General features: G+C 71.0%; 5 protein-coding genes. 4 read left to right on the top strand and 1 reads right to left on the bottom strand.

Features of this window, described 5'->3' with window-relative positions; all coding sequences use genetic code 11:
• Position 1 precedes the first annotated feature (1 nt).
• The 4 genes from ABL840_RS19490 to ABL840_RS19475 are packed head-to-tail and all read left to right on the top strand — an operon-like array spanning position 2 to position 11,459.
• Entirely contained in the window at positions 2-8,530 is an 8,529-nt protein-coding gene (locus ABL840_RS19490) for an RHS repeat domain-containing protein (RefSeq protein WP_093307937.1), read from the top strand.
• Between the two features lie 5 nt (positions 8,531-8,535).
• Complete coding sequence (locus tag ABL840_RS19485; protein ID WP_176947688.1) at positions 8,536-9,804, top strand: cytochrome P450; 1,269 nt, start codon at positions 8,536-8,538, stop codon at positions 9,802-9,804.
• Positions 9,797-10,546 carry a class I SAM-dependent methyltransferase gene (locus tag ABL840_RS19480; protein WP_093307934.1) on the top strand — a complete coding sequence of 250 codons (750 nt, stop codon included), beginning with the start codon at positions 9,797-9,799 and terminating at the stop codon, positions 10,544-10,546. The genes ABL840_RS19485 and ABL840_RS19480 overlap by 8 nt, the downstream gene beginning before the upstream one ends.
• Before the next feature lie 49 nt (positions 10,547-10,595).
• Positions 10,596-11,459 carry a patatin-like phospholipase family protein gene (locus ABL840_RS19475; RefSeq protein WP_418116344.1) on the top strand — a complete coding sequence of 288 codons (864 nt, stop codon included), beginning with the start codon at positions 10,596-10,598 and terminating at the stop codon, positions 11,457-11,459.
• Between the two features lie 184 nt (positions 11,460-11,643).
• Here the strand turns inward: ABL840_RS19475 and ABL840_RS19470 are convergent, their stop codons facing one another.
• The gene (locus tag ABL840_RS19470) at positions 11,644-11,913 is read right to left on the bottom strand and encodes a hypothetical protein (protein WP_093308048.1); all 270 of its coding nucleotides are present in this window, start codon (positions 11,911-11,913) and stop codon (positions 11,644-11,646) included.
• Between the last annotated feature and the right edge of the window lie 63 nt (positions 11,914-11,976).

The following is an 11,976-nucleotide window of genomic DNA, read 5'->3' as shown; positions in this document are numbered from 1 at the left end:
CATGTCCGGCTCCAACACCACCGACACCCAGGGCCTCGGCGCCCAGGCCCAGACGCCCGCGGAGCGCGTCTTCCAGATCGACCCCAGCGGCCTGGGCGGCATCGCCCAGAGCGTGAACCTGTTTCGCGGCGACGTGAGCGTGCCGCTGAGCGTGGTGTCGCTCGCCAGCCGCAGCGGCATCGACGCGAGCCTGGCGCTGATCTACAACAGCAACACCGGCGAGCAGGTCGACACCTGGAACCTGACGGCGCCCACCGGCCCCGTGGGGATGGGATGGTCGCTGGGCTACGAGTTCATCGCGCGCGACGCGGCGCTCGCGGCCAAGCCCATCGACGGGGTGTGCTACCTGGTGGCCGGCGGCAGCTCCAACCGGCTCTTCCGCACCGCGGTCACGTCCACCTACTGGGAGTACGAGGCCGAGAACTACCTGTTCTGGCGCATCCGCTACTACCCGCAGAAGGAGCAGTGGGAGCTGGTGCAGGAAGACGGCACGCGCCGCCTGTACGGCGGCGACGACGGCCCCGTGCAGTACGGCGTCAAGTGGGTCGGCGCCGAAGGCAACTGGAGCGATGCCACGGTGGTGAGCTCCGGCCAGAGCCGCTACGCGGTGGGCTGGAACCTCGCGGCCATCGTGCCGCCCTGGGGCGACGGCGTGCGCATGGAGTACGAGAACACCCTCGCCGTCATCGGCGACAACGCGGGGCTGGCCTACACCGTGTCCTCGCGCCTGAAGCGCGTGGTGGTGCCGATGGTGCGCACCCTCGTCTTCAACTACGCGCCCAAGCGCAACGACGACACGGCGCGCGAGTACCAGGTGCCGCACCTCGACCCGAACACGCCCTCGCTGCACGCCTACCAGGACCGCTACGAGACGCACTTCCTCGCCTCGGTGGAGGTGCGCAACGCCGACGACGCGCCGTCCGCGCCTGGGGCGCTGATCCAGCGCGTGGGCTTCGAGTACGCGCTGGTCAACATGTCGCTGAACCACCAGGACGACCCCGACTACGTCAAGCGCTACCTCACGGCCGTGACCTACATCACGCCGCAGGGGCTGGCGATGCCCGACGTGCGCTTCGACTACTACAACGACCCGTCGCAGCAGCTGAGCGCCGACTTCAACCGCGGCGCCCTGCGCAGCATCCTCTACCCGCAGGGCGGACGCATCAGCTACACCTACCGCCACACGCTGCTGGCCGGCACCGACCGCGCGCTGCCCGTGGCCTCGCGCGGCACGCCGCGCGTGTGGTTCGGCGCGGACTACGCGGTGCTCGTGAACTACGAGGGCGCGAGCAGCGGCCTGGACGTGCGGATCTTCTCGTGGAACGGGCAGTGGGTGGAGGCCCCCAGCACCTACAACCTGTCGCAGGACATCGACCTGGCGACGCTGCAGGTGTCGGTGCAGCCCGAGTTCTTCGCGCTGGCGTGCCGCACCGCGGGCACCAGCGCCGACTTCCTCGTGCTGCTGTTCCACAAGCAGAAGGGGCGCTACGGCCAGTGGATCGCCGAGCAGGGCTTCACGAGCCTGCCGCTGCAAAACGGCGAGCAGGCCCAGCTCGCCACCGGCACGGACTTCGCCGTGGCGCTGAGCTCGGGCCCGAACCTCATGGCCAAGGTGTGGGACGAGCGCACCGGCCGCTGGATCGACGAATCGGGGGCCTTCGCCGTGCCCTCGAACGCGAGCTACGCGCTTTGCGCGAGCGCGGACTACGTGGCCCTGGCGTCGGCCGATGCCGCGTCGCGCCGCGTCTCGCTGCAGCTGTGGTATCGCGTGCGCCAGGGCTCGGGCTTCGCCGCCGCGCAGATCGACCAGAGCACCCTCAGCGATGTCGACTGGCAGTCCGACAGCACGCCCTCGAACTTCTGGAGCCTGGGCTCGTGCTTCGCCTCGATGACCTACGTCAACGGCGGGGACGACCGCACGATCCGCTACACGGTCAAGGTGCTGCAGTGGGACGACAGCTTCTACGCGCGCACCGTGCTCGACGAGCGCCTCACGATCGACGCGGACACCGAGCTGCCCTACGCGCAGTCGGTGGTCAGCGGCAGCGTGCTGGGCAACGTGGCGAACCTGTTTCGCTACGACGGGCAGACCTGGCAGCCGGGTGCGCTGCCGGTGCCCGGCGGTACAGGCGACCCGCCGCGCTTCGTCTACGGCAGCGACGTCGCGGTGGTCTCGGGCAAGGAGGAGGCGGCCATCGCGCTGTTCAACCCCTACCAGCCGAGCTGGGAGGCGGCCGTCCAGATCCCGATCTCGCAGCTGGGCATCACGCCCACCGCGAACGGCGACTACGTGTCGGTCGACCGGCAGGTCTACTACCGCGACCCGGCGAACGTCCTGCAGCCCGTGTACGTGCTGGACTCGAACATGGTCGCGCAGAGCCTGGTCAACCGCGCGCCGTACTTCATCGCCTACGAGGACCAGAGCGGCAACACGCACGTGCTGCCGCTGAGCAACGGCACGGTCGACGCGGCCGCGGAGGTGGTGCTGGCGAACGAGCGCATCCATGTGCCCGACGGCGGCCAGGGCACCTCGCTCGCGGGGCCGAGCGCCCTGATGACCTACCAGGGCAGCTTCGACAACCCCAGCGCGCTCAAGCTCTACCAGTTCGTGCAGCACGGCATCGAGGGCCAGGTCGGCGGCTACCCGGTGGAGGCCCTGCGCATCGACGACGGCTACCCCGACGACTGGGGCGGCGTGTGGGCGGCGGCAAGCAAATGCTCGCGCTTCTACTACGACTGCGACAACGTCACCGTCTCGCCCGAGGGCACCGTCACCGAATTCGCGGCCGCCACCGTCGTCTATGGCGCGGACGCAGGCACCGCGGGCGTGGCCTACCCGCCCCCGGTCGACACCCTGTTCGGGCGCTCCGAGTACCGCTTCCACAACAACCGTTCGCCGCGCACGAGCGGCCTGGTGCCGGACGACGCGATGCTCGATCCGTCGGCGACCACGTACTACAGCTTCCTCAACGGCATGCTGTTCGACCAGACGGACTACGACGCCGAGGGCATGCCGGTGGAGCGCACCTACAACGTCTACGACGTGCGCACCGAGATCGCCTCGATCGACGACGCCTCGACGCGCCTGCCGATCATCGGCGGCTACGTGAAGCGCCCGCGCACCGAGATCAGCCAGTACGAGCAGGCGATCGAGGTGCCGCAGGCCGGCCTCGCGCTCGCATCCGTCTCCGCGTCCTCGTCCGCTTCCTCGTCTGCCTCCACCCGCGGCCGCGCGCCGCAGCCCGTGGCCGTTCCGCCCGCGCTGGTCCGGGCGCTCGGCGAACGCGACGTGGCGCTGCCTGCCGAGGCCCTGCTGGTGCCGGCGCGCGACGGGGGCCACTGGCGCCTGCATCCCGATCCGGCCTCCCCGCGCTACCTGCCCGTGGCGGTGCGCGACGGCAACCTGGTCGCCTCGGTGGCGGTCACGCGGCAGGTGGGCTCCGACTACTCGTGGCAGACCGGCCTGCTGGGCAGCGACTTCGTCGACAACTACAACAGCCAGGGCAAGCACGAGATCCTGTCGCGCGCGGTCTACTACGCGTGGCAGGTGAGCGCGTACGCGCAGCTCAAGGCCGCGCACATCTGGGCGCCGGTGGCTGTCTCGATCCGCTTCTGGCGCGAGGACGGCATGGCCGAACCCGGCCTGCCGCAGACCGTCTCGCTCAACACGCTGGCGCCGTGGTTCGACGACCCCGAGGGCGCGGGCGAGCGCTGGGCGCCCAGGCGCAGTTTCGTGGCCGCAAGCGCATCGGTCTATGACCCCACGCTGCCGATTCCCGTGCGCTTCGACGCATGGGACAACGCCGCGCTGCCTTCGGACGACCTGTGGCGCCTGAGCGGCGAGGTCACCGTGCGCGACAGCGGCGGCACCACGATCGAGGCGCGCGATGCCTTCGGCCGGCCCACGGCCACGCTGCTCAACCGCTGCGGCACCGCGCGCGTCGCCGAGTTCGCCAACGCGACGACGGCGGAAACGCTCTACAGCGGCTTCGAAAGCTACGAGGACCTCGCGCGCTGGCGCCTCGGCGGCCAGCCGCTGCCCGGCGACCTCGTGGTGCCCGGCGACGCGCACACCGGCAGCCGCGCGCTGCGCCTGGCGGGCGACGCCTCGCAGGTGCTGTCGACCGGGCTGTCGCTGGAGGGCGGCAAGACCTACATCCTCGCCTGCTGGGTCAAGACGCCGGCCGGATTCGACGGCGTGGCCGGCAAGGCGCAATGGCAGGTCGTGGCCGGCGGCCAGGCGACGCTGAGCCTGGAGATCGCGGGCTCGGACGGCGCCTGGGCCTACCGCCACTGGCCGGTGGTGTGGCCGGCCGGCGGTGGAAGCAGTGGAGGCGGTGGTGCGTCGGCGAACGCGGTGTCGCTGCAGCTGTGCAACGCCAAGTCGGGCGCACAGGGCGTGCTGCTGCTGGACGACGTGATGTTCGCGCCGCTGGTGGGCAGCGTCGGCGTGAGCGTGTACGACGAGCTCTACGGCGCCGAGACGGCCACGCTGGCGCTCAACGGCAACACCGCGCGCAGCGTCTTCGACAGCCGCCAGCGCGTGGCGGCGCAGGCGGGCGCGAGCGGCCAGGTGCACGGCGGCGGCATGGCCTACCTGGTGCGCGAGAACGATCCGCGCGCCGACTTCGTGTTCGCGCCCACCGATCCCAATGCCGTGACGCAGGTGGCGTCGGCCGGCGGCGGCGTTCTTGCCGACTTCATGCAGGGCAGCGACTGGACATCGCAGTGGGACATCGCGAACACCGCGGCCTGGCAGGTGATCGACGGCGTGCTGACCCATGCCGGCAGCGGCACCGACAGCATCGCATTCCGTCCCTCGAACGACCTCGCGGACTACGGCGTGATCGTCACCGTCCGCCTGCCGCAGGACACGGACGGCGCGCCGATCCCGCCGGCGGGCGCGACGGGGGTGGACATCGGCGCCGACCTGAGCGTGCGCTGGGAGCCGGCCACCGGCTGGCGCCTGACGCTGGCGGGCACGACCCACGATCTCGGCGCGGCCCGCTTCGCCAACGACTGGGCGCTGTTCGTGCCGGTGGATCCGGCCAGCGGCACGAACTCGGTGCACTTCTACGCCGGGGGGCGCCTGCTGTTCGCGCAGACCGGCGGCGCGCTCGTGCGCGGCGCGGCCAGCCTCGTGCTCACGGGCACGGGTGTCGGCGTCTCGGCGCTGGCGATGCTGCGCGCGCCGGCGCTCTCGGCGGTGTTCCTCGACGGCTCGGGCAAGGAACGCCAGCAGCAGTCGTTCACGGGAGAGGGCAGTATCGTCTCGGGCTCGCTGTACGACCCGATCGGGCGCGCCGCGATCGGCGTGAAACCCGCGAACGCGCCGGGCCGGGGCCTCGCCTACGACGCGGACTACGTGCTGAGCTTCGATCCGACCAGCGGCGTCATGACGGGGCGCGCCGCGTCGGCCTACCCCGACGACGAAGGCTTCCCGTACGTGCGCACCGAGTACTTCCGCACCGCGCAGTCGCTCGCCTCGCGCCAGGGCGCGCCGGGCAAGGCGCTGGCGATCGCCTACGGCACAGGCGGCACCGGCGCAGGCGTCGACCTCAACCCGCACATCCAGCAGTTCAGCTACGGCACCAACGTGCAAGGGCAGTTCGGCGGCGACACCTGGCCGTCGAACCAGTACTTCGTCAAGAAGATCACGGACCCCAACGGCAACCCGGGCTTCACGCTCACGAGCCAGACCGACCAGGCGCTGGCCAGCCTGAGCCTGACGGACGACGGCGGCCTCGCCGTCACCCAGTACTTCTACGACGGCAGCGGCCGCCTCGTGAAGACGCTGCCGCCCGCGGGCGTCGATGCGCAGCGCGCGGGCGACCCGGATGCCGGGCGCTGGGCGAGCACCACCACCTACAACTTCCTGGGCGAGGGCATCGAGTCGAGCGAACCCGATGCGGGCCTCACGCGCTCGGTGTTCGGCCCCGGCAGCCAGCTGCGCTTCGCGGCCGGTCCCGACGACAAGGATGGCCTGGCGACCATCCGCTACGTGAAGTACGACGCCATCGGCCGCGACATCGAGGCCGGCGTCGTGCGCACCGAGTGGAACCGCGAGGCGCTGCAGCGCATCGCGCTGGACGACCCGGCCTGGCCGGGCGCCGCGCAGGGCGCGGTCGTGAACCGCAGCTACGCCTACGACGGCGACGGCAGCGATCCGACGCAGTTCGGCCGCCTCGTGCGCAGCACCGAGCAGGCGCCGGACGGGCTCACGCAGGTCGATCAGCGCTATGCCTACGACACGGGGGGCCTGGTGCGCGAGGAGACGCAGACCGCCACGGCCTTCGACGCCACCGCGCGCACGACGCGCTATGCCTACGATGCGCTGGGCCGCGTGGTGGGCCTGACCTACCCGCAGGACAGCGAGATCGCGCAGATCAGCTATGCCTACACGCGCCTGGGCCAGGTCTTCGAGGTCGGCACGCCGCAGCAGCCGGACGCCTTCGCCACCTTCTCGTACAACGCGGCGGGCCAGGTCGAGCGCTCGGTGGTCCGGCTGGCCGCGGCCCTGGACCTGCTGAGCCAGTGTCGCTACGGCCCGCCGGGATGGCTGCAGGGCACCACCACGACCACGAGTGCGGGCACCACCATCTGGGAAGAAGGGCTGAGCTACACCGAGGGCGGCTACCAGGACGCGGGCTACTTCGACGGCAAGATCGCGAGCGTGGAAACCGTCTCGGATGCCGGCGACGCACAGCGCTTCGCGTACGCCTACGACACGCAGTCGCGCCTTCTCATGGCGCAGCGCAGCGAGAACGGCCAGGACAGCACCGACGCGGCCCTGAGCTACGACGCCAACGGGAACTTCGCCACGCTGGAAACACTCGGCGTGTCCCGGACCTACGCCTACCAGCCGTACACCGACCGCGTCGACACCGTGGACGCTGTAGGCACCACGCTCGACGCCTTCCGTTACAACGCGCAGGGCGCGGCCATCGCGGCGCAGCGTCTGGGCCTGAGCGACATCGCGTACAGCCCGTCGACCGGCATGACCGACACCATCACGCTGGACAACGGGCACAAGGTGATCTTCGGCTACGACGCCAGCCAGGCGCGCAGCGTGAAGCGGCTCACCGATGCCGCGGGCGCCGAGATCAGCGCCAAGCAGTACCTGCGCGACAGCAGCGGCAACCCGCTGCTGGAGCTCAGCCGCACGGCGGGTGCCGAGGACACCAGGGCGCAGTACCTCTACGGCCCTTCGGGGCTGATCGGGATGCAGCTCGGCGGGCAGCGCTACGCGGTGGTGCGCGACCACCTCGGCTCCGTGCGCTGCGTGGTCGACGCCACCGGCGCGGTGGTGGCGCAGTACGACTACACCGCCTTCGGCGTGACGGTCACGCGCGCCGGCTCCAGCCGGCCGGACATCCTGTTCTACCGCTACACGGGCCAGGAGTTCGACGCCGAGACGGGCCTGTACAACTACCAGGCGCGCTTCTACGACCCGGAGCTGGGCCGCTTCGTCGCCGTCGACCCGCGGCGCCAGGGATCGTCGCCCTACGTCTACGTGCTGAACAACCCCATCGGCCTCGTGGACCCGGACGGCGAGGAGGCGCTGACGGCCTTCCTCATCGCCGTGATCGTCAGCGCGATCATCGGTGCCGTGGTCGGCGCGGTGACCTACGCCGTCACGCACGAGGGCAACTTCGATGTCGGCAAGTTCTTCCTCTACGCGGCCGCCGGCCTGGTCGCGGGGGCGGCGGGGGGCGCCGCGGCGTTCGGCGGGGGCCTGATGGCCACCGCCGCGCTCGGCGCCATCGGGGTGTCGACCTCCACCTCCATCGGCAGCGGCATCGTGGTGGGGGCCGTGGCGGGTGCTGCGGACGGGGTGGTGGCCGGGACCATGAACCAGGTGGGCGTGAACCTCATCGAAGGCCGACCGCTGAACGAGGGCGTGGGCCAGGCCGCGTGGATGGGCGCGGCGATCGGCGCTGCGTCCGGCGCGGTGCTGGGAGGCATCACGGGCGCGGTCAACTACCGAACCGCCTCCCGGCTCGCCCGGCCGAGCAGGGTCATCACCAATCGGCCTACCGGGCGCCTGAATGCAACCCTGCATGGCGCCACTGTCGTGAGCGAAGGCAACATCGGCCCTGGCGTGGCGGGCATTGGCCGGCGCGACGTGGTGGGGCTGAACGCGCATGGGGGCGCGCGCAACACCAGGCTGGATTTCACCAACGGACCTGTGGGCCCGGTCGGGCAGGGATTGCCCAACCAGGACATTTCGCATGTGATCGCCGACCTGGGTGGGGCGAACTTCGCCGGCGGTGGCCTGGACCTGTCGGGGGTTTGCTACGCGGGCACATCCGGCGTGGCCCGGACGGCGGCGCGTGACCTGGGGCAGCCGGTGCGTGCCGCGACCGGATCGACCTGGACCGCCGGTAACGACTTTCCCAGGCGAGGGTTTCGGATCGTACCTGCAGGCGAGAACTTTCTTCGGGTCTCGCAGTCGCTGCAGGGCATCACCTTCCGGACCTACTACCCGAGCCAGTTGCGCACCGGCTGGAACTACCTCTTCGGCTATTGATGGCGATGGACGCGACCTTGCTCGATCCGTTCTCGCCGCAGGCGCTGGCCGATCCCTACCCGGTCTACCGGCGCCTGCGCGAACAGTCGCCCGTGCACCCGGTGGCGCCCGGGCGCTGGATCGTCTCGCGCCATGCCGATGTGCTGGCCCTGTTGCGCGATCCGCGCTGCGCGCACTGGGGCCACGCGCCCGAGCTCGATGCCTTGCGCTCGCCGCACGAGCGGGCGCTGGCGCAGGCCCTGCGCCTGTTCGCGCCGTCCGACCCGCCCGGTGCGCTGCGCCGCCAGATGAGTGCCGTGTTCAACACCCAGGTGCTGGAGCGCATGCCGCAGCGCCTCGCGCCGCTGGCCGACCGGCTGCTCGACGGGCTTGGTGGACACGGCGGAGGCGGCGGACTCGATGGACTCGATGGACTCGGAGAAGGCCGCAGCCACGACGTGCTGGCCGCCTATGCGCACCCGCTCACCATGCAGGCGGTGGGCGACATGCTGGGTCTTTCGGATGCGCAGACGCTGGCACTTGCGCAGGCGATGGGCGGCCTGGACGGCTCGCTGTTCGAGGGCCTGCGCGGCGCGGGCATCGCGGCGCCCGCTTCGGGGCCGGTCGCCCGGTTGCAGGGCTGCATGGATGCGCTCATCGACCAGGCGCAGGACAGGCCCGACGCGCTGATCTCGGGCCTGCACGCGGCCGTCGACGCGCAGGGCCCTGCGGCGGATCGACGCGACCGGCTGCTCAACGCCTTGCTCGTGCTGGTCTACGCCGGGCACCACAACATGCTCAACTTCATCGGCAACGGATTGCTGGCGCTGGCGATGCATCCGCAGGCGCAGGCCCGGCTGCGCCAGGAGCCGGCGCTGGCCGACCGGGCGATGCTGGAGCTGCTGCGCCACGACAGTCCGCTGCAGTACATCGTGCTCGTGGCGAGCGAGCCGCTCGCGCTGCACGGGCGCGAGATCGCGCGCGGCGACGAGGTCCTCGTGTGCACGGGGTCGGCCAACCGCGACGAGACCGTCTTCGAGGATCCCGACGGCCTGGACTTCGCGCGGGCCAACCCCATGGACTCCCTGTCCTTCGGCAGCGGTGCGTGGCGCTGCATCGGTGCGCGCCTGGCGCTGCGCATCGGGGCCACGGCGTTCTCGAAGATCGTGGCGCGCGGCTTCGCGCTCCCCGCGAACATGCCGGCCCTGCGCCGGGTCCGGGGGCCCCTTGTGCAGCGGGGACTGGCCGCCCTGCCGCTCATGCTGCTGAGCCAGGAGGAGGGGCGCCATGGGTGACGCCGCATTCGTCGAGCGCTACGACCGCATGATCCTCGACGCGCAGATGCGCGCGTTCTACGGTGGCGGCGACTACTACAACGTCGGCCACTGGGACGCCGCGACCGGCAGCCTCGCGCAGGCCTGCGCCGCGCTGGTACGGCGCGTGGCCGCGCCGGCCGTCCCGGTGGGCGCGCGCGCCCTGTGCCGCCCGGGAGACCTCGTGCTGGACGTCGGCTGCGGCCTGGGCGCTTCCACCGCGCAGCTCGCGGCCCTGTTGGCGCCGTCGCGCGTGATCGGGGTGAACCTGTCGCCCGCGCAGCTCGCGCATGCGCGGCAGCGGCATGACGGTCCGACCTTCTGCGCGATGGACGCCACGCGGCTGGGCTTTGCGGATGCGAGCGTGCGATGCGTCGTCTCGGTCGAAGCGGCGTTCCATTTCCGGTCGCGCTTCGATTTCCTGGTGGAGGCCGCCCGCGTGCTGCAGCCGGGCGGCATGCTGCTGATGAGCGACATGCTCTTCAATCCCGTGGTGGAACCGCCGTGGTGGGTCCCCCCGGAAAACGCCCGGCAGGACGCGGCGGGCTACCTGCGCGACTGCCATGCCGCCGGCTTCGTCGTCGAAGCGATGGACGACCTCACGGCCACGACGCTCGAGCCGTTCTGCGAGCACCTGACGAAGCGCTATCCCGCCACGGGCGTTGCGCAGGCGTTGCGCGAGGAGGTCGATGCTTACGTCCTGGTCGCCCTGAGGAAGGCCTGAGCGGCATGCGCGTCACCGAGCACGAGGCCGGTCGCCACGACTGAGCCTCGTGAACGGCGTGGGCATCGACACCCTCGTCGATCTCTACGAGAGCGACGGGGCGAAGCTCTTCGAGCCCAACGGCTGGCTGCTGGATGCGCAGTCCAAGCAGCAGGACCGGGCGCCGGCGCAGTCGCCCGAGGAACTGCTGGGCAGCGGTCCGGGCATCTTCAAGTGCCAGTACGTCAACACCGGCCTGCAGTCGGTCGCCGAGACGCTGGTCGGCAACGGCGCGCTGTCCTCGGCGAGCCGCTTCGTGGCGGTCAACTCCGCGCGGCTGTGGGACGCGAGCCAGAACAGCTGGGAGCCGTGCACCATCTCCAACGGCCCGAGCAACGCCTATCGCGGCATCAGCATGGTGGAGGCCGCGCTGGCCACCTCGGCTGCGCCGACCTACTTCCCGCCTTACCAGGTGGGCGACTTCGGCTACTTCGCCGACGGCGGCACCTTCGCCAACAACCCTTCGATGACGGCGATCGTGGAAGCCATTTACCAGGGCTACGCCAGCGCCACGTCGGACATCGTGATGCTGTCGCTGGGCACCGGCGCCAACCCGGTGGGCGTGCCGACCAGCGCCGTGCCGAATCCGCTCGACTGGGGCGTCACGCATTGGCTCTGGCCGTTCAGCAATGGCGTGGTGCCGGCCACGGCACTGCTCAATCTCACGATGGACGCCACCGCGGAACTGGCGGCGACCCAGGCCGCCCAGCTGCTCGGCGACAACTACATGCGCGCCAACCTGCCGCTCGCCCAGCCGTTCGGCCTGGACGACTACAAGAACGTGGGCGAGCTGGTGAATGCGACGCAGGACTACATCGAGAACTCGCTCGAGTGGGCCGCGGTGCGCAGCTGGGTGGGGACGAACTGGACGTGAGCGAGGGGCGGCGTGGATGTCGATCCGGTTCGGGCCGATGGCCGGGGGTGGCGCTGATCGCGGCCTTGCGTGTGGCCGGCATCTATGGCGGCAGGCTCTGAGCCCTCCCGGTGTTCACAGACGCTGCGCGGGTCCTTCCGTACGCGGCTTGTCCGTGCTCCGCGGCGCGCGGTCCGGACTCACCTCATCGATGGAAGTCAGGGGGCTCCGGCGTCGGCGGGGGCGTCAGTTGCTCAATGACCCGAATACGGCGGACCACCAGCTCGTCAATCTCCAGCCGGCGGATTCGAGCCCGGCCCACAAAGAGTCGACCGATGGCCAAGGCCCCGAAGGCCATGGCGCCCAAGGCCGCTGCGCCCATCAGGATGGAGCCGAACGCGGCCGTCCCGATGGCGTGCGCGCCCGTCGCGACCGCCGGCAGGGCACGTGCAGACTTGGATGGCCTCCAGTTCATCGAAACTCCTGGTGGAATCGTGAGCTCGCTCTGAGCGGGCAATTATGTGCCCGCTTCTAGTCG

This window comes from Variovorax sp. NFACC27 (assembly GCF_048301545.1).
Taxonomy (GTDB): domain Bacteria; phylum Pseudomonadota; class Gammaproteobacteria; order Burkholderiales; family Burkholderiaceae_C; genus Variovorax; species Variovorax gossypii.
Note: the sequence above shows the minus strand (reverse complement) of the source record. Positions and strands in the feature narration are given on the sequence as shown.

Excerpts from the sequence above, each read along its gene's own strand:
- ABL840_RS19470 (WP_093308048.1), bottom strand. The coding sequence starts at position 11,913 with ATGAACTGGAGGCCATCCAAGTCTGCACGTGCCCTGCCGGCGGTCGCG.
- ABL840_RS19485 (WP_176947688.1), top strand. The coding sequence starts at position 8,536 with ATGGACGCGACCTTGCTCGATCCGTTCTCGCCGCAGGCGCTGGCCGAT.
- ABL840_RS19480 (WP_093307934.1), top strand. The coding sequence starts at position 9,797 with ATGGGTGACGCCGCATTCGTCGAGCGCTACGACCGCATGATCCTCGAC.
- ABL840_RS19490 (WP_093307937.1), top strand. The coding sequence starts at position 2 with ATGTCCGGCTCCAACACCACCGACACCCAGGGCCTCGGCGCCCAGGCC.